This window comes from Micromonospora avicenniae, assembly GCF_900156065.1.
GTDB classification, from domain to species: Bacteria; Actinomycetota; Actinomycetes; order Mycobacteriales; family Micromonosporaceae; genus Micromonospora; species Micromonospora avicenniae.
Window position 1 is genome coordinate 337,130 of sequence record NZ_FTNF01000003.1, and the last position, 18,077, is coordinate 355,206.

At 69.6% G+C, this 18,077-nt stretch carries 16 protein-coding genes, 1 tRNA gene and 1 pseudogene; 8 read left to right on the forward strand and 10 right to left on the reverse strand.

What is annotated here, in order from left to right:
- Positions 1-8: 8 nt before the first annotated feature.
- Positions 9-509: a hypothetical protein gene (locus tag BXA10_RS07255; RefSeq protein WP_245828162.1), complete on the reverse strand. Its 501-nt coding sequence runs from the start codon at positions 507-509 to the stop codon at positions 9-11.
- Between the two features lie 656 nt (positions 510-1,165).
- Between BXA10_RS07255 and BXA10_RS07260 the strand changes: the two genes are divergently transcribed.
- Positions 1,166-1,978 (forward strand): prepilin peptidase, encoded by an 813-nt coding sequence (locus BXA10_RS07260; protein ID WP_084752293.1) that lies wholly within the window; start codon positions 1,166-1,168, stop codon positions 1,976-1,978.
- 21 nt (positions 1,979-1,999) lie between these two features.
- Here BXA10_RS07260 and BXA10_RS07265 read toward each other — a convergent pair whose 3' ends face one another.
- A complete protein-coding gene (locus tag BXA10_RS07265; RefSeq protein ID WP_076468894.1) occupies positions 2,000-2,629 on the reverse strand; it encodes a phosphatase PAP2 family protein in 630 nt (209 codons plus the stop codon).
- A gap of 158 nt (positions 2,630-2,787) precedes the next feature.
- Positions 2,788-3,252, reverse strand: a complete 465-nt coding sequence (locus BXA10_RS07270) for a hypothetical protein (RefSeq protein ID WP_076468897.1) — start codon at positions 3,250-3,252, stop codon at positions 2,788-2,790.
- Between the two features lie 224 nt (positions 3,253-3,476).
- Between BXA10_RS07270 and BXA10_RS07275 the strand changes: the two genes are divergently transcribed.
- Positions 3,477-4,625 carry a low temperature requirement protein A gene (locus BXA10_RS07275; protein ID WP_076468900.1) on the forward strand — a complete coding sequence of 383 codons (1,149 nt, stop codon included), beginning with the start codon at positions 3,477-3,479 and terminating at the stop codon, positions 4,623-4,625.
- A 12-nt stretch (positions 4,626-4,637) separates the two neighbouring features.
- Here the strand turns inward: BXA10_RS07275 and BXA10_RS07280 are convergent, their stop codons facing one another.
- The 3 genes from BXA10_RS07280 to BXA10_RS07290 form a co-directional block, all read right to left on the reverse strand.
- Entirely contained in the window at positions 4,638-5,708 is a 1,071-nt protein-coding gene (locus tag BXA10_RS07280) for a WxL protein peptidoglycan domain-containing protein (RefSeq protein ID WP_076468902.1), read from the reverse strand.
- A 94-nt stretch (positions 5,709-5,802) separates the two neighbouring features.
- Positions 5,803-7,773: a purple acid phosphatase family protein gene (locus tag BXA10_RS07285; RefSeq protein ID WP_076468905.1), complete on the reverse strand. Its 1,971-nt coding sequence runs from the start codon at positions 7,771-7,773 to the stop codon at positions 5,803-5,805.
- 123 nt (positions 7,774-7,896) lie between these two features.
- The gene (locus tag BXA10_RS07290) at positions 7,897-9,291 is read right to left on the reverse strand and encodes a HupE/UreJ family protein (protein WP_245828155.1); all 1,395 of its coding nucleotides are present in this window, start codon (positions 9,289-9,291) and stop codon (positions 7,897-7,899) included.
- Between the two features lies 1 nt (position 9,292).
- Between BXA10_RS07290 and BXA10_RS07295 the strand changes: the two genes are divergently transcribed.
- Positions 9,293-9,964, forward strand: a complete 672-nt coding sequence (locus BXA10_RS07295) for a type 1 periplasmic-binding domain-containing protein (protein WP_076468910.1) — start codon at positions 9,293-9,295, stop codon at positions 9,962-9,964.
- 318 nt (positions 9,965-10,282) lie between these two features.
- Here BXA10_RS07295 and BXA10_RS07300 read toward each other — a convergent pair whose 3' ends face one another.
- Positions 10,283-11,119, reverse strand: coding sequence for an SCO4651 family lipoprotein (locus BXA10_RS07300; protein ID WP_076468912.1), 837 nt, complete (start codon positions 11,117-11,119; stop codon positions 10,283-10,285).
- A 305-nt stretch (positions 11,120-11,424) separates the two neighbouring features.
- On the opposite strand from BXA10_RS07300, the gene BXA10_RS07305 reads away from it, so the two are divergent.
- The 3 genes from BXA10_RS07305 (at position 11,425) to BXA10_RS07315 (ending at position 14,506) form a co-directional block, all read left to right on the forward strand.
- On the forward strand, positions 11,425-13,704 hold the full coding sequence (locus tag BXA10_RS07305) for a FlgD immunoglobulin-like domain containing protein (protein ID WP_139337904.1): 2,280 nt from the start codon (positions 11,425-11,427) through the stop codon (positions 13,702-13,704).
- A 249-nt stretch (positions 13,705-13,953) separates the two neighbouring features.
- A tRNA-Lys gene (locus tag BXA10_RS07310) sits at positions 13,954-14,025 on the forward strand.
- 109 nt (positions 14,026-14,134) lie between these two features.
- Positions 14,135-14,506: a hypothetical protein gene (locus tag BXA10_RS07315; protein WP_076468917.1), complete on the forward strand. Its 372-nt coding sequence runs from the start codon at positions 14,135-14,137 to the stop codon at positions 14,504-14,506.
- Here the strand turns inward: BXA10_RS07315 and BXA10_RS07320 are convergent.
- Positions 14,499-14,933: pseudogene (locus BXA10_RS07320) on the reverse strand (tyrosine-type recombinase/integrase); the annotation flags it as partial. The gene BXA10_RS07315 and the pseudogene BXA10_RS07320 overlap by 8 nt on opposite strands.
- A gap of 78 nt (positions 14,934-15,011) precedes the next feature.
- On the opposite strand from BXA10_RS07320, the gene BXA10_RS07325 reads away from it, so the two are divergent.
- Complete coding sequence (locus BXA10_RS07325) at positions 15,012-15,500, forward strand: hypothetical protein (RefSeq protein ID WP_076468921.1); 489 nt, start codon at positions 15,012-15,014, stop codon at positions 15,498-15,500.
- 153 nt (positions 15,501-15,653) lie between these two features.
- Here the strand turns inward: BXA10_RS07325 and BXA10_RS07330 are convergent, their stop codons facing one another.
- Entirely contained in the window at positions 15,654-16,223 is a 570-nt protein-coding gene (locus tag BXA10_RS07330) for a hypothetical protein (RefSeq protein ID WP_139337905.1), read from the reverse strand.
- Between the two features lie 400 nt (positions 16,224-16,623).
- Positions 16,624-17,025 (reverse strand): GntR family transcriptional regulator, encoded by a 402-nt coding sequence (locus BXA10_RS07335; RefSeq protein WP_076468925.1) that lies wholly within the window; start codon positions 17,023-17,025, stop codon positions 16,624-16,626.
- Between the two features lie 578 nt (positions 17,026-17,603).
- Between BXA10_RS07335 and BXA10_RS31375 the strand changes: the two genes are divergently transcribed.
- Positions 17,604-17,777, forward strand: coding sequence for a hypothetical protein (locus BXA10_RS31375; RefSeq protein WP_175649137.1), 174 nt, complete (start codon positions 17,604-17,606; stop codon positions 17,775-17,777).
- Positions 17,778-18,077: the final 300 nt, after the last annotated feature.

Consider the following 18,077-nt stretch of genomic DNA (forward strand, 5'->3'; position numbering starts at 1 on the left):
TCCCCAGGTCAACACGGCTGATCCTGATGGGCGGCGCCGGCGCTGATCAACCATCGGCCGTCGGGGTACCGGGTCGCGGTGGCGGTGGCGAGGTACCGTTTCCCGCCGCTGCCGGGGACGACCCGCCGGTCCTTCGTGTAGACCAGCCGGTATCCGGTCGCGTCGAGGCAGTCCTGGATCTCCACGGTGGCCGGTACGGCGCTCAGGCTGACCGCGGTCACGGTGGGGTCGGACTTCAACGTTCCGGTACGCATCGCGCCGTGCTCCTTTGCGTCACGAATTGCCATTCGGACCCGGGTCAACAGCGGATCCGCGAGGAATCTGGACAGTTCCGGCGCGTACGGATCGCTGTGCCGACTCGCCGTACGGGACGCGGTGAGATAGCCGGAATACGCGTCGAGCGCGGCTTTTCTCGCGGCCTGTTCATCGGCGTCCCGGTCCGCGTCGGCTTCGGCGGCCGCGGGTGCCGGCGGCCGGACTACCGCCTCCTCGCCCGCGCCGCACGCCATGATCGACGCCGTCGCCGTGACCGTCATCAGGCAGATTGCCGCTCGGCTGAGCTGCCTTCCTCGCACCGCCGTGCCTCCTCGGTGGTGACCCGGCGGTCACCTCCTGGTCGCCGCCGGGCATGCGGAAGCGCTCCCGAATGGTCGCATCCGGGGTTGTGGATTGCGCTACCGCATTTACCTTCACGGATCTCTTGTAAAAGCGAAGCTCGATGCCGTCCCATCGTCTCGGTGGGGCTTGCGTCGCACCCAAGGGGCGAGCATAGGCTGACGTTCGCCGATGCAACAGAGGAAATTCATTTGAATACGCTGAGTAATGACAGGTGGTGGTGGCGGGTGGCGACCACCCAGCTCGGCCCGGCCGGGTGCCGGCGGGTCGGCCCGCGCTGCGGCGGGCGGCGTGGCTCGACGCCGGGTGGGGTCCGCGCTGGCCGGACGGCGGAGGCGACTCGACCCGCTCGCGGCATCTCGCCCGATCCGTCCCCTCGTCGTCGATCGGTGTCGCCGCGCCGGCTCCGGTTGGTCGCCGCCGCTGCGCTCGCCGTCGCGCGGTGCAGGCACCCGGTCACTTTCCGCGCCATCCGCTACACCCGAGCGATCGTTAAGTTACGTTCCGTGTTCGCCTTCGGCGACTCGGGTGATCAAGCCTGGCGGTGGTCATGGAGCTGAGCGGTAGCTCGCCGCGATCAGATCAGGAGCGCGCGTCGACGTCGGGCGTTGGCCCGCCCAGCGGTGGTGGACGACCCGGCGCCCGACGGGCCGCGCTCGGTTGTCTCACGCTCACCCCGCTGCTGCGGCTGGCGGTGCTGCGGCACGCCGTACCGGCCCGATCCGCTCTCCGCGCCGGATGTCCCACCTGCGGCGAGCCCGTCGACCTGCGGCGCCCGTGGCCGGTGCTCGGCCCGGCGGCGCGCTGCGGGCGCTGCCGGGCCCGAGTGGGGCCGCCGCCAGTCGCTGTCGAGCTGGCCGCGATCGGGGCGGTGGCGGTGCTGGTGCTCCTCGGTCCGCCCACGACCGAGCTGCTCGCCGTCGCCTGGTGGCTCGGCTGGGTTCTGCCGCTGTGCTTCATCGACGTCGCCGTGCACCGTCTGCCGGACCGGCTCACCTGGCCGGCGGCGGCCGGGGTCGGCGCGCTGCTCGGGCTGGCGGCGGCGACCGGCGTCGGAGCAGGCCCCTGGCTGCGAGCCGTGCTGGGCGGCGCCGGGCTCGCGCTCTTCTTCGCCGCGTCCACCCTGCTGCTGGGCGCAAGGGGGTTCGGGCTGGGCGACGCCAAACTGGCCCTCGGCGTCGGGGCGCTGCTCGCCTGGCACGGCTGGCCGGTGCTGGTGGCCGGGCTGCTGCTCGCACTCGGGCTGTCCGCCCTGGTCAGCCTCGGGCTCCTCGCGGCCCGCCGGGTCCGCTGGTCCGGTCATGTGCCGTTCGGTCCGTTCCTCGCCCTCGGCACGATCGCCGCCCTGCTCCTGACGGGATGAGCACGGGGCGGCCGCGACCGGTCAGCGGCGGGTGGAACCACCGATCGGGTCGGCGACCGGCGGTTCGGCGTGCGACCGGCGGCGCAGCAGCGTGGCGACCGGCCGCACCAGCAGCGGGACGAGCAGCAGGACCACGCCCGTGCCGAGCAGCAGACCGGCGACCACGTCGTGCGGGTAGTGCACGCCGACGAAGACGCGGGAGAATGCGGCGAGCGCGGCCACGGGCAGCGCCACGAGGCCGATCCGGCGGGCGAGCAGCAGGGTGGCGACCGCCAGAGCGCCCGCGACAGTCGAGTGGTTGCTCGGGAACGACCAGTCACCGGTCGGTGGGCAGGAGCCGGCGATGATCGCGTGAACGGCCGCGCGACACGGCCGTTCCTCGTCGACCAGAGTCTTCAGTCCTTCGCTGCAGCCGTACGCGAGGACGACCGGGATCGGCGCGACCAGGGCGAGCGCCCGGTCCCGCGGGCCGGCGCCGAGGCGGGTGACCGCGGCGGCCAGCAGCAGCAGGCCGAGCAGCACGATCGCCCCCTCGGTGAAGTGCCCGGCGAACCACTGCACTGGCTGCGGGCTGTCCGCCGCCGCGTCGACGATGTCCCGATACCAGTCGGCGCTGAACTCCGGTACATCGATCGTGCCGGTCCTCACCATGAATCACCTCACCAATCGTTCATACTCCGTTGATCCCGATCAAAGGTACGGATCACCGAGATTCAACGGCAGTGACGAAGGGCAGGAGATTCACCTGACTTCGGTCGCGGCGGCGGCCCGGGCGGGTCCGCCACCATCCGGGGCAGGTGACCGCGGGATCAGGACACTTCGAGCCCGCCGGACATCCGCTCCCGGACCTTCTCCAGGGCCTCGAAGGCGTACGCCCAGTTGTGGCACTTGAAGCTGCGCAGCCCGTCGATGGCCGTGTGGCAGTCGCTGCAGCGGACGTTGGGGATGGCGTCGGGCACCTCGGTGTTGACGTACTTGCGGTCACCGAGGATCACCATGGCGATCATCGTCCGATCGTGTACGCCGTCGAGCGCGGACGAAACGATGTCGTACCAGGTCACCCGCCGGCCGCACTTCGGGCAGTCCGGCTCGTCGCCGCTGACCCAGAGCGGGGCACCGATGCTGCGCGGCGGGATGCCGAGCAGCTTCTCCAACCGCCGTACGTCCGACTCGGGGGTGGTCCAGCGGTGCCGGCCGGGTAGCGCGGCGGGCGAATCGTAGACGGCTCGGAACAGGTCCGGTTCGACCTGGACGGTTTCCCGCTGACTGGTCATCGGCGTCCTCCTCGACGATCGGTGCCCCCACCGTGGTTCGCGCGTGCCGTGGGGTGCAGCCGGATCAACGACACGACCTCCCGCCGGGTCGTCCCGCACCGTGCCGGCCGCCGATCCGGCACGTCCGTCGAGCTACGGCCCGTGCGGCCGGCTCTTTCGTTTCCGGTACGCGAGCGTCCGGCCGGGTGGTAGGACATCAGCGGGAGGCGGGCGGAGGAGCGCGGATGGTGAGCAGGCCCGAGCGGCTGCTGCGGCACCGCGAGGACCCGGCGAGCGCGACCTTCCTGGAGCTCTTCTTCGACCTCGCGTTCGTGTTCGCGCTCAACCAGCTGACCACCGTCCTGCTGGTCGACCTCAGTATCGCCGCGGCGCTGCGGGCCGCGATCCTGCTCGCCGCGCTCTGGTGGCTGTGGGTGGCGACCACCTGGTCGGCCGACTGGTACGCCCCGGGCGCGCTGGTCCTGCGGATGGTGCTGATCGGCGCCGCGCTGGGCGGTCTGCTCATGGGCGCGGCCGCGCCGAACGCTCTGGGCGGGCGGGCCGAACTCTTCGCCGGCGCGCTCGTCGCCACCGAACTGGGTCGCGGCCTGCTGGGCCTCGTGGCGCTGCGCAACCATCCTCGCCAACGACGCTCCCTGCGGATCCTGTGCTGGTCAGTCGTCAGCGGCGTGCTGTGGATGGCCGGGGTTTTCACCCCGGCGGCGCGCGTTCCGCTCTGGCTGCTCGCGCTGACGATCCACTACCTCGGGCCCAGCCTCGGTTGGCCGGTGCCCGGGCTCGGACGGGCCACCCCCGAGGAACTCCAGCTCACCGGACGTCACCTCGCCGAACGCTTCCAGCAGGTCTTCGTCATCTCGCTCGGCGAGCTGGTCCTGACGGCGGGTCTCGGGTACACCCGCGCCGGTACCGGGCTGGCGCACACCGTCGCGTTCGTGCTGGTCTTCGCCACCGCGGTCCTGCTGGGCCTGCTCTACGTGACGCCGGCCGGCCAGCAGCTCGCTCCGGCCATCGAGCGTGCCGACCCGACCCGGTTCGGTGCCGAGTCCGCGTACCTGCACCTCGTCATCGTCGGTGGCGTGGTGGCCACCGCCGCCGGCGCGGAGCTGGTGATCGTCCGCCCGGACGAGGCGGGGGCGGTGGCGTTCGTCGTGACCGGGCCGGCGCTCTTCCTCACCGGGCGGCTGCTGCTCTCCACGGCCATCCACCGCCGCCTCTCCTGGCCCCGGCTGGTCGGGGTGCCCCTGCTGGTCGTGGTCGGTGTGGTCACCGCGGACCTTCCGCTGCTCGTCGCGACCGCGGCCACCACGGTGCTCCTCTCCGTGGTGGCCGTGGTGGAACGGGCGGGTGTCTTCACCGCGCGCCAGGTCGTCTGAGCGTCCGGGGTGCTACGCCTTCGGCCCGCGGAGCGCCTGCTCGACGGCCTCCTGCACGCGGGCGTCCTCGCGCTGCTTGCGGCGCACCCGATTGCGGCGGGTGAGGCGGATCGCCACGACGACGGCGGCGACCACTACGACGACCAGCAGCAACAGGGTCCACGGGACGACCCAGGCGTGCGCGGTGTCGGAGATCTTGTCGAGCGGGGTGATGGAGCCGGACGGGTCGGTGAGCAGCGGCGTGAGGGCGGCGGCCGCGGCGAGCCGGAACGCGGGGCTCACGTCCTCGACCGGCACGGTGACCTGCCAGCTCTCGCCGGGCAGCAGTTCCGGCGTCTTCGGCAGGTCGTGGGCCTTGGTACGCAGCAGCCCGAACGGGCCGGAGACCGAGGCCGCCTGCTCGCTCGACAGGGCGGCGTTGCCGGTGTTGTGGATCTTGTAGGTGATGGTGGCGTCGCCCCGGCCGAACGGGTTCCAGGTGCCCTTGTAGTCGACGCCGAAGTCCTCGATCGCGAGCGCCGGCTTCAGCTCGCCGCCGACCCGCAGCTTGATCCGGATACCGAGCCGCCGGTCCACGTTGATGCCCTCGGCCTGGTCCGGCTGGGTCAGCGAGGTGAGGATGCCGCCGACGTAGTCACCGGGCGTGGCGTTGTCCGGGACGCTGATCTTGATCGGTACGGTCGCGGTCTTCCCCGGCTTGATCGCGACACTGGCGCTGTCGGGGTGCACCCAGGCGCCGATGGCGACCGACTTCTTGTCCCGGGTGAGCAGGTCGAGCTGGCCGGCGTCGGTGGTGAAGCCGTCGGCGGCGTACACGGTGAGGTTCAGCGGGGCCTTGCCGCGGTTGGCCACGACCATCCCGTCCTCGATGGTGCCGCCGGGGTTGACGTTGTAGCTGTAGCTGGACCGGGTCGCACCGTAGCTGTTGGAGGCCGTTCTGACCGTCCAGGTGACGTCGCCGTCGGCTGCCAGGGCGGGACCGGCGCTCATGCCGGCGGCCGCGACGGCGGCGAGCAGGGACAGGACTGTCGTACGGAGGAGCTTGGCGGTCCGGGTCGTCCAGCGCGTTGCGGGCGCGTGCATCTCTGGTCCTTGCTAGGTGTGATCTTGGGGAGGGTCGAAACGGGTGGCGGGGTAGGCCCCGAAGGTGCCTACCCCGCCGGTGGAGCAGGTTCGATCAGCTGCTCAGGGCAGTGATCGTGAGGGTGGCGCGGTAGCTACCCTTGGCGACCTCGTTCGGGAACTTGAGGTCGAGGTCGGCACCGAGCTTGGCGGTACCGCGGGCGTGGCCCTGGTCGGCCGCACCGAGGCCGCGCGAGATCGCGAGACCCTGGCCCTGGTCGTCGTAACCGGAGGCCACCGGAGCACCGGCCGTGGCGCCGGCCCCGGCCGAGATGACCTGCGGCGACCAACCGAGGTACGAGCCGGCGATGGTCTTGTCGCCGTCCTTGAAGTCGCTCACGTTGGCCGAGATCGACCACGGGGCGAGCGAGAAGCGGCTGTCCGACACGAGGATCGGGTTGATCTTGCCGGTCGCCTCGAAGGAGAACGCGTCGCGCTCCTTCGCGGTGCCCAGGTCCACCAGGCCGTTGTAGCCGTCGATCGTCCAGCCGAACTCACCGGTCGCCGTGGGCACGTTGACCTGGATGTCCTGGCCGTCGCCGTGGTACGGGTGGATCGTCACGTTGTCGACGATCGAACCCACCGGCTGGCCCTCGGCGGTGTTGGTGCAGGAGAGGCCCTTCTCGACCGCCGCGTTCGGGGCCGCGCAGGTGCCGCTGCGGATGTTCTCCACAACCAGCTTGTCGGACTTCACGCCCACCTTGACGTAGGTGCGGACGTGCTCCTGGTTCTGCACCGAGTTGAACCAGTAGTTGTTCGGGTTCAGCGGGTCAGGACCGAGGCCGTCGACGCCGGTGCCGGAGTTGTCCGGCTTCTTGATGTCGTAGTACTTCGAGCCCGAAGCCGAGTTCGCCGTCACGTAGATGACGCCGCCCGGGCCCGGGAACACCTCGGCCGCGCCCGGCTGCTCGGCGGGGTTCTCCTTCTGGCCGTTCTTGATCGAGTAGCTGCGGGTGTAGTCGTGGTCGTGGCCCTGCAGCACCAGGTCGACGCCGAGCTCGGAGAAGGCGGTGGTGAAGTCCTTCCGCCGCTGCTTGTTGTCGCCGTCGGTGGAGTGGGTGGCCGCCGAGTAGATGGAGTGGTGGTAGACCAGCACGGTCCACTTCGCCTCGGCACCGTGCTTCTTGACGACGTCGGTGACGTACGCGACGTGCGCCGCGTCGCCGCCGAGCGAGCCGTCAGTGGGGTTGACGTAGCTGTTGCTGTTGATGTCGATGAACAGCGTGTCCTTGTAGACGTACCAGAAGTCACCGCCGGAGCGGGTCGCCGAGTCGCCGTTGTAGTACTGGCTCGAACGGTCCGTGTTCGGGGTGAAGTGGTGCTGCTCCCAGGACTTGCCACCGACGTCGTGGTTACCGATGGTCGCCGCGAGCGGGTACTGCCGCAGCTGGTCGGGCGCGAGGAACGCGTCCCACTGGGCCTCGTTGTTGGCAGACTCGACGTGGTCGCCGCCGGAGACCAGCATCTCGACGTTCGGGTTCGCCGTGGTGGCGTAACGCAGGGTCTCCGCCCAGCCGGCCTGGTCCTTCGCGACGTCGCCGGAGGAGCCGATCTGCGGGTCACCGAAGAACAGGAAGTCGTAGTCGCCCTCGAAGTCCTGCGTCTTGAAGGCGTACGCCGTGGACCAGTTGCCCTCGGAGCCGACACGGTACGAGTACCCCGTGTTCTCCTTCAGGTTCGTGATCGTGGCGTGCCGGTTGAACCCGGTGGTGGAGGTGTTCGCCGCGCCGGTGGCGTCGAAGGTGACGGCATCGGCCGGGAACTCGCCGTTGACGATCGAGGCCGTCGGGGCGACCTGGACCTTCTGCGCGGTGTCACCCGAGGAGTACCAGGTGACGATGCGCTGGGTCTCGTTGGCGCCCACCCCGAGGACGATGCCGCTGTAGGAGGTGGCGTCGGCGGCGCTGGCGGCGGTGGTCAGGCCACCGCTGAGGGCCACGCCGAGGCCGAAGATCGCCGCAGCGGCCCCAGTGGCCACGCGACGGCGCACGAGCCGAGAGGCCCGTGCCGAGGTGCTCAGTCTCATCAATTTCCGTCCTTTTCGGATGAGAGGTGGTGCGAGAGCGTCCTCAACCTGGCGGTGTTCGGTGAACCGATCATGAATGCGGCCCGGCCGGTCGGTATCGCGCCCAGGAAGACCAGCGTTTTCTCAGAATCCGAATACACGCTGCACGAACCAGAAAAGCCCCATACCGGCCACACCCGCGGAAACTGCGCCCGTGGCCCAGAGGCCGACCTTCGGCGAGCGCCGGCGCAGCACCGCCAGCAGCGGAAAGACGACGGCGATGATCGCGAGTTGAACGATTTCGATTCCGACGTTGAACACCAGCAGCGACCACAGCAACTGCCAGGACCAAGCCTCGTCGATGCCCAGCGCACCCGCGAAACCCAGACCGTGTACGAGGCCGAAGCAGAACACCACTGCGAGGCGGAGCCACCCCGCCCGGTCCAAACTGAAGTGTCCGTGGCCCGCCGTTTCCAGATCCGTCGCGTGATTGCCGCGACGCCAGATCCCGAACAGGTGCCAGGCGGCCACCACGGCGATCGACAGGGCGATGACGGGTTCCACGATGCCCGCCGGTGCGTCGACCAGACCGAGCGCCGCGAGCATGAACGTGACCGAGTGCGCCAGCGTGAAGCTGGTGGCTGCGAGCACGATCTCGCGCAACCGCCGTGATCCGGCGATGAGCGCCAGCAGGAACAGGATGTGGTCGAGCCCGGTCAGCAGGTGCTCGGCACCCAGGCGCAGGAACTCCCAGAACCGCTCGTACCAGGTCTGGCCCGTCGAGAAGGACGGGTGCTCGGCGTCGAGGGCGGCACTGCCCGAGCTGCCGTCCACGTCGTACGTGAGGATCGTCTTGGTGCCCTTGACGTACTCCTCGGAGTCGGGAAAGAGGCCGCTGCGCACCTCGTGTGCGGTGCCGCTCTCGGCACACGCCCAGTCGAGCAGCATCCCGGCGTACGGCACACCGTCCCGCACGCCGAGGGTGAAGTCGCCGACCTGTGTCGGAGCGCAGGTCACACCGTTCGAAGCGACCGAGAAGCGCTTCGTGACGTACCCGACCGCCGACTTCCGGTGGGCGTTCAGCGCCGCGACCATGCCTGCGGCGTCGCGGTCTTCGAACGCGGGCTGACCCTGCTTGAACAGCGGGTCGTCCTTCTCGTAGTCGGCGGCCGAGACGAGGAAAAGGTCGTACTCCAGCTCCAGTTTCGTCCGTACGTGGCCTTCGGCCCCGGCTGTGACGTCGCCGTACACGGTCGACGTGAACCCGTGGGCGAGGGCCGGCCCGGCGCTCAGCAGGGTGATCACCGCGGCGGCGAGCCCGACGACGGTGACGGCGAGGCTCCTGCGAATACGTTGCGACATGCTCTTTCCTTCTGTTGGCCAGTGCACGGTGCATGTCGCGGATGAACGGCAACCGGGCGATCGACGAACCGTTGGCAAACAAAGACCCAGGTCAGGCCTGCGACTGTCGGTATCCGGCAGGACCTGGGATAGGAAGGAGCCCGCACTTTCCGTACGCCTCGAGAGGACGACGACCACCTTGCGTCCCCCGCTTCGGGCCGTTGCGACCCTGGCCGCGGTCGCCGCCCTGCTCACCGGCTGTGGCTCCGGCGACGACTGGTCGCAGCCCCGCCCCAAACCCAGCCCCGTCGGCGCCCTCGGCACCGGGTTCGTCGACCCCACCGACCCGCCCAAGCCCGAGGGGACCGTCACGCCGCGGCCCGGCTCGTGGAACTCGGTCCACCCGCCGAAGGGCTACCGGGTGGTGCTGCTCACCACGGGCGACGACGCCCCCACCAAGGCCCTCGTCAAGGCGGTCGAGGAATGGGCCGACGACGAGGACGTCGACCTGCGGACGGTGGTCCCCAAGGACGCGCACGACTTCGTGCCGAGCATCGACCGGGCCGTCAAGATGAGCCCGGACCTCATCGTCAGCGCCGGCAACGACCTGATCGACCCGCTCGCGATGGTCACCGCGAGCCACCTGTCACAGCAGTTCCTCGTCGTCGGCGCGGAGGTCGCCGAGCCCACCGAGAACGTGACGGCGGCCGACTGGTCAGGCGCGTCGTTCCGGGGCGAAGGGCTGGGCATGTCCTCGACGTACGACGCGAACTCCTTCACCGCCGAACGCTGCGCGGCGGCCATCCGGGCGGGCGTGGCGGCCGTGCTCCACGACCTGACCGGCATCGTGATCTGGCTCGACCAGCCCTAGCGGTCGCCGCCCGGTCGGTTTCCGGCGGCCTGCTCCTCGCGCCGCCGGCTCTGCCCGGGCGCCCGCTCGCCTCCGGGCCGTGCGGCCGCGCGCCTGGGCCGCCTCCGGGGCGTGCGGCCGCGTACCTGGGCCGCCTCCGGGGCGTGCGGCCGCGTACCTGGGCCGCCTCCGGGGCGTGCGGCCGCGTACCTGGGCCGCCTCCGGGTCGTGCGGCCGCGCGTCCCGGGCCGGGAAGCACCGGCTTGCCGAGCGAACATCGTCCGGAGACGGCGCTGCCCGGCCGGTGTTGGTCACCGGCCGGGCAGCGTTCGGCTCTGATCAGTTCCCTGCGGTCAGATCCCCCAGGCCCTTCAGCATCTCGGCCAGGTCGGCCGTCTCCGCCGGAGGCGGCGTGTCGATGTTCACCGGCTTGCCGTAGTCGGTGTAGTCGATCGTCATGTCGCTCATCGTGCCCATGACCATGTGCGTCCGGCGCGGCCGGTACTCCTCGTCGACCCAGAGGTCGACCGTGACCTCCTTGACACCCTGCTTCGCCAGCTGCTCCTCGATCTGCGGCCGCGTCTTGGCGTCGACCTGCCCGAGGTACGTCGCCACCGGGGCGGTCACCGTGTAGTGGACCGTACGCGCCCCGTTGACCGTCTCCTCGCCGACGACCTTGACGCCGTCGGTGGCAAGCAGCGTCTTGACCTGCTTGGCCGGGTCGACGTCCTCGAACTGCTTGGAGAAGTCCATCCCCGCCGGGGCGCCGGCGGCGGCCAGGTCGAGCTTCATCCAGCGCTTCCCGTCGGTGTTGGCGCGCTCCGCCTCCGGAACTTCGATGTAGACGGCGGTGCCGATCATCCGGACCGTCACCGGGGTGCCGTCCGGGCCCGTCGTCTTCATCTCGGCCTTGACCGGGTCACCGAGGTCCATCACGCCCTGCATCGAGAGCTTCTGACCGGCGGCCGTGCCCTCCATCGCCACGGTCACCGAGTCGCTCTTGTCGGTGGCGTCGATCGTCTTCTGCAACGAGCCCTTCAGGTCGCTGGCCAGCAGTTCCAGCACGCTGGGCTGCTTCGGCTCCTCCGACGACCCGGGCTTGGAACCACAGGCGCTGACCGCGAGCGCGGTGAGCGCGGAGACGGCCACGACGGTGGTCTTCTTCCAAAGTGACACGCGACAACTTCTTTCCCCGACGGATCCTGGGACCACCCCAGATAGACGGGCGACACGGTATCCCACCCGGGCGACAGGAAGCGGCCCCGCTCGTGTGCGCCGGGTCCACCCAGGCGGCGGCACCCGATCGCCGGAGCTCGGACGGAGCCGATTCCGCGGTGGCCAGGCCCAGCCCGGGGCCGGTTCCGGCTGTTAGGCTCCGGCGACTCCGTGGCCCGAGCGCCGTCCGTACGCCGGTTGGACACCAGCGTCCCGCAGGCGTGCCCGGGCCTTCCCCCACCTTCTCCATCACAGGGAGGACCAGCTTGGCCAGCCGTCTACTCGTGCGCGCCGGGATCGCGGCCGTCGCCGCATTGGCACTCGCCGGGAGCCTCAACCCGCTGGTCGCGGGCCCAGCACAGGCCGAACCGGTCGCGGGGGAGGTGGTGGTTCCCGCCAGTATCTCGCTGCTTCCGCAAACGGAACTGTTGACCGCGGGGCCGTCCGGCTTCCTGCGCCGGGAGCCCGGGCGTGGTCACCTCTGGACGAGCTACACCGGTCTCGACACCGCGGTCGACACGGCCGGCACCGATTCCTCCCGCGTACCGGAGTTCGGCGCGGGCTCGGACGTGGTCGCGCTGTACAAGGCGCCCCGGACGGTCACGCTGCGGGACATGACGGACGGCCGGTCGCGTACGGTCACCCTGCCCGCCGGCCACTCGTACGTCACCTCACTCGGCTGGACGGTCGTGACGCGTACGGAGAGCCCGGCCGTCACCTGGCGGCTGCTCGACACCCACGAAGACGGCACCTTCACCCAGCGGGAAGTGACAGGTGTACCGACCGGCATCGAGGGCTGGTACACCGAAGCCGCCCCGCTCGGTGACCCGCACGGGCAGATCGTGCAGTACCGCATCGGCAGCACGGGGCGGACCGGCTGGCTCGACGCCGATCAAGCGCGGTTCGTGCCGTTGCCGTACGACTGGCCCGGCACCGGGCGGGCCGTACTCACCGCCACGCACCTGCTCTGGTGGCAGGGCGGCACCGTCTACATCCACTCCCGCGACGATCTGACCGCCGCGCCGACGACCGTGCCGCTGACCGGTGAAGCACGGCTGCTGGGCATGGTCGGTGAGACCCTCGTCGTCGCCCGGTACGACGCCACCCTCGGTAGCTTCAGCTACCTGCGGCCGGTCTGGCGGATCGACGCCGTCGCCCTCGACGGCACCACCGTGAAGACGCTGCTGGCCAGGTCGCAGGGACTGGCCATGCCCACCCCGACCGGTGGCCTCCTGGTGCCGGGCGGCCCCACCGTGGAGCAGTGGGGCGTCTTCCTCGTCGAGGAGAGCGGCGGGGCGACGATCCGCAGGATCGCCGACTCGCCGCTCTCAGAGATCAACGCGGTCGAAGGTCTGACCTACACCCAGGGGCGGCTCAACACGCTGGAGTACGACCCAGCGCGGGAGGAACACCGCCTCTACACCCGCGACATCGGGGTCGCCGGCACGCCCACCATCGGGGAACGCGCCGCCCGCGGTGTCGCCGACAATGGCTGCGCCGTCCCGATCTGCGTCGACCTCTACGACACGGGCGACGGCCGTACGGTCGTCGCGGGCACCGGCTCCGGCAGTGCCCAGCAACCGCATCTCCTGGACCCGACCCAGTCCCTGCCCGGCACCCGGATTGTCCCTACCTACACCTACCAGTCGGTCTCCGCCGTCAGTGGTCGGTTCGCCGCGCTGTGGTCGAGCGGCGGCGGCGCCACCTCGGTCATCGACCTCGACACCAGGCAGCTGGTCTACCTGACTCCCGCCCAGGTCGAGGCGATGTGGGGCACCACCGCCTGGCTGCGGGACGGCAACCAAGCAGTGGTGCCTGTCGATGTGCTGACGGGGCAGCGCGGCGCTCCGGTGTGGTTCGGCGACGGATGTCTGCTGCAGGACGTCCAGGCCGTCGGCCGCTGGCTGCTGTGGCTCTGCGTCGGCGCGACCCCGCGCCAGGGCATTTACGACACGGTCAACAAGACCCAGCTGGCGCTCGACTCCGGGCCGGAATGGCTGTACGCGAAGCTCGGTGACGGCTTCGTCGTCGTCCCCGGCGGCGAGGACAACCAGCTGAAGGTCGTCGACTTCCGCAGCGGCTCGCCCACGGTACGGACCGCCGACGACCTCTCGCCGTGGGACCCCTGGGACGTGGACCCGCACACCGGGGTGATCGCTCACCTCGCCGCCGACGGCTCGATCCACCTGGTCCCCAGCGGCGTTCCGGTATCCCCTCTCGTCCAGATCGACGCCACCGTGGCTACCTCGCTGAACGTCAAGAACGGCGGACAGTGGCGCCCGAAATGGCGGCTGTCCAAGCCGGCCGGCTCGTGGACGCTCGAGATCAAGAGGCAGACCACCGGCGTGACCGTGCGTACCCTCACCGGCGGCGAGTCGCGCGGCCTGGTGACCACCGCCTGGTCCGGCACCGACCGCGTCGGCCGGCAGGTGGAGAACGGCACCTACACCTGGACGCTGACCGCGACCCCGGCAGACGGACAGGGGGCCGCGCTCACCCGCTCAGGAACGGTGACCGTCAGCGGCGCGTTCCCGTCCCGGGGCTGATCGGCGGCGCCCACCGGCCAGGCCCTGCTCACGCCCGGCCGCCCTGGCAGCACCTGCTGCCAGGGCGGCCGAGCCGTACTCGGGGAAGTGCCGGAGGCGACCCATAGCCGCCCGGCGTGAGCGACCACGCGTACCCCGCCCTCTTCCGCGCCAGGGACCGGTGCAAGGTCGCCGATTCCGTGGCTGCGGCGCACCCGCCCCGAGAGCCGCGCGCCTCGCCGTGGGGGTCGGGTAGCCTAGGGGGTCGTCGGGCCGCTAGCTCAATGGCAGAGCTGTGGACTTTTAATCCATAGGTTCAGGGTTCGAGTCCCTGGCGGCCCACTCTTCCGCAGGTCAGCAGCCCTTCATGTGGCCGCTGGAGCCGCGATCTTGGCCGGTACAGCAGCGAAATACAGCAGTAGACCGGTCAGCGATCGAGTGAGGGCGGACGATGACGGACGGACTGGTCGTGCGCAACTCGCGGCTACTCGGCTTGTTCACCGAGATCGTCCAAGGCCCGGAGGGGACCCGGCGGGCTGTGGAGGCCGCCGGCCGCGGCATCGCCGCAGAGGCGCGCTGCACGCTCGCGATACTCGCGGACAAGCTGACCATAAGATCCGGAAGCGCGGACGAATTGCTTCAGAGCGCGCTTGCCTCCGCCGATCGACTCATGGAGCTTGGAGCCATCGAGGACGACCTGAGTGAGCTGTGGTCCCGCCGCCGAGAAGGCGATCTTGGCGACGACGCCTTCGAGGCGGGCCTCGAGCAGATAATCATGCGCCTGGATGCCTGGCCCGGATCCTACTCACGCGAGCTCAGCTGAGCGGCGTGCTTCGGTCGAGCGTCTGGCCGAGCCGCTTGAGGGCGTCGCGGGTGGCCGCCGAGGAGACCACCGTGTAGATCTCCATGGTGATGGCGAACTGGGCGTGCCGGAGGATCTGCATCGCCACCCGGGGGTGGACGTCCAGGTCGGCCAGGAGCGAGGCACAGGTCCGCCGGGCGTCCCTGACGGTGATCCGCCGGACTCCGGCAGCCTCGCAGCGCCGGTCCCAGAAGCGGTTGAAGTTCCGTGGCTCGACGGGACGGCCGTAGCGGGTGGTGAAGATCAGGTCGGAGGGGTGCCAGGCTGGTCCGGCGGCGTCCCGGCTGACGATCTGCGCGACGCGGCGGCGGCCGAGGGCCACGGTGCAGATGTCCGGCAGCGGCAGGGTGGCGTCGGAGGTCGCCGTCTTCGTCTCCCGGTGCAGCAGCAGGGTGGCAAACAGCGTGTGGGTGTGCCCGACGCAATAGGGACTGCGTCAGCACCGGCGGTCAGCGAGCATGACGAGGTGCCTGAGCTTGTGTGGGACGACGTCAAGAACTTCTTCGACCCGAACCTGATGGGCGCATTGCCAGACGTGCGTGTCGAAGATGCTTCGGTGGAGGACTGGCAGGCGGTGTTCGACCTGGTCCAGACGCAGGGCTGGAAGTGGGAGTACTCAGTGGGTGATGCCGTCGTTCCGCTTCCGTCAGCAACCGATGTGCTGGCGCGACCTGCTGACGCTGAGCTGCCGATCTTGCGGGTGTGGCCGGTCCCTGGCGTCCTGGTCAACTTCTGGCCATACTCGGCGGTCGAGATCGACTTCGACATCGACCTGCGGGAGCTGCAAGGTCAGCAGCGGCTGGACATGCTGTGCGGGTTTTTTGCGGCGATCGGGCGCAGGCTGGGCAAGCCGGTTTTGATGGCTCCCGAGGGCGACTACCAACATCCGGTGCTCGGCTTTGATGTCGAAACCGACCGTGTCGTGCTGCTGGCCGACCCACGTCTGCCTAGTTAGGCACAGTGCCGCCCGTCGGAGGGTGACTAACTGGGTGACGACCCGGGCGGGCGACGCCGGACCTCCACGGACGCTGACGGACTTTTCAAGGCAGCTCAGCCCAGCTACCCGCGCAGCTCATCGACCGCCGGTAGTTGCTTCAGGACGAAGAGGTCACGCCTGGCCAAACGGCGGTCGCTGGAGCCCACGGGGGTCGTGTTGCTGGCGGGACGGGTAGAAGCGCCGGTAGATCGCAGGGACGAACAGCAGGATCAAGACGATGATCGCCGTACCCACGAGCAGGGCTGGCCCCAGAGCGTCGCCAACGAGGACCCAGGTTGGCGCCGAGGTGTGTCGAGGCGTGATGTTGCTCGGGTCGTCGGGGTTTCCGGCGAAGGAACCTCGCCCTTCAATGAACGCCATGCCGCAGCACAGTGCGAATGGTGTGGTGACGATACAGGTCGTCGCGTGTGCCCACGTCCTGCCGCGCACGAGTCCCACCATCGACAGCAGCAAGCCGGCCATGGCCAAGCCGGACACAACCGTGGCCAGCTGATTCACTACTTCGAGGCCAAGGTCAGCAAGACCATTCCGATCGGCTGCCTCCTCTGGAGGCATGTAGTAGACCACGTCCCAATGCATAAGGTCGTAGATCATCGTTGCGCCGTTGAGCGCCAGGCCGAGCACTAGGAGACCGACCGCGACCGCGGGTGCGAGCACGGGCCATCGGGTTGCCGACGTCACGGCAAACTCCGCCAGTCACGGACATTCTTGAAGATCACTCGACGGACCCTACACAGATCGACGGGGTCGGCCGAGGCGTCCATCCCCGGAGGCGACAGCATCGCCGACAGCAACCGGCACGGATCCGTCGGGACGCGAAACGACGACGGCGGAGGGCCTTTCGAGGTCACGGACATAGACGGATACCTGCGGACCACGTGCACAGAGCTTGTCTGCGAGACCTCGGGCAGCAGCGAGGCATTGAGGAGGCATGAGGAGCCTTGATTCGACTCGGTGCCGGATGGTCAAAAGACGGCGGCCCGCACCTGTTCGCCAGCATGATCCGCTAGGAGGCGGCAATAGCCGACAACTTCGGTCCGCATCCCCTCGGCGGAGGTCGCTGACGGGCGGCGGGAAGCGGTCAGCGGCCTATGCGGATGCGGTCGGCGGCGTACGTCTCGCGGGATCCGTCAGCGCGGAAGATCACGATGACCGGGACACCCTCGCCAATCTCCAGTTCGCGCCGCTCGACTGGGGTGGGCATCCGAGCGGTGGCAGTGTCGCCCTTCAGGAGGGTCACTGTTTCGGTCGGCTCGACGGCGCGGACGAACGTGCCGCGTGGCGGTTCCACGATCACGAGCCCTTCCGACCGGAGTAGCGCTATCGCCTGTCGGACGCTCGTGCGGCTCAGTCCGTGTTCCTGAGCGAGCCGCAGCTCGCTGGGTAGCGACGCCCCGGGCGCAAGGTCGCCGGACGTGATCCGGTCTCGCAGAAGGTCTGCGAGCTGCCGGAACACGGCGCGATCCGCACTGGGGTCGATCACGAAAGTGACGCTACGTGTCCAACAGCTCTACATCTTATTGTATCTACAGTCCTACGTCATTACGGTGATACGAGCTGCGGCGTTAGGTCGAGCGCAGGTAGCGCGACGTTGACCCACCCCTGAGGGAGACCCGATGCCTCGAGTGTCGTATGAGCAGTACTTGGTGGCCGTTGCGCTCACCCTGGCCAGGCGGCACCAGCCGGTCTGGTCATGGGAGCGGTGGCGAAAGGTCTGCCGATGCGGAAGCGAGCTGCCCTGCCGCAAGAGGCATCGGATTCCGATCAGCCGGGGCCACTGGCCGTCGGACCAGGCTCGGCAAGGTGCCCCGCCAGAGGCCCGGTCGGCGGCGCGGGAGACGCCGCGATGACGACACATCTCCCGGTCACACCGGCCTGGACATGCGGCAGATGCGGTGCCGACTGGCCCTGTCAGACGCGACGGCGCGAGCTGCGAGCCGAATACCACCGCGCCCCGGTGTCGCTCGCCCTCTACCTGGCCGCTCAGCTCGTTGACGCCGCACAGGACCTGGCCCACGTCCCCGCTGGCCACCTGCACCACCGATTCCTCGGCTGGACCCGATGAGCATCCTGCGACCCGGCGACGAGAAGTTCCACTACAGCGACGGTTCCCACCGGTGGATCCCGCCGAACCCGGACTACGACCAGGAGGTCTGGGACGAGCAGGTCCGCCAGCACAAGCAAGGCCACGTGAGGAACGACCGTCCGAAGGTCCGCATCCAACGCCTCGTCTGACGCCAGCAGTACAGCAGCGAAGTACAGCAATCGTGCCAGCCGAACCCAGCCGAGAAGCGCGGCAGCAGGCCGGATGACCTCGTACCGCACCCCCATCCGGCCAGCTCGCCGGCAATCCATAGGTTCAGGGTTCGGGTCCCTGGCGGCCCACTTTTCTCCAGTTCAGCGGCCTGTTGTGCGGCCGGTGGAGTCGCGATCATGGGTGGTTCGGCAGCGAAGTGCGCGTTCATCGGTGGCGGAGGCATGTGGCTCTCCGGCAGCCGCCTATCGATCTGATGACGTGAACGAGTCATGAGCAGC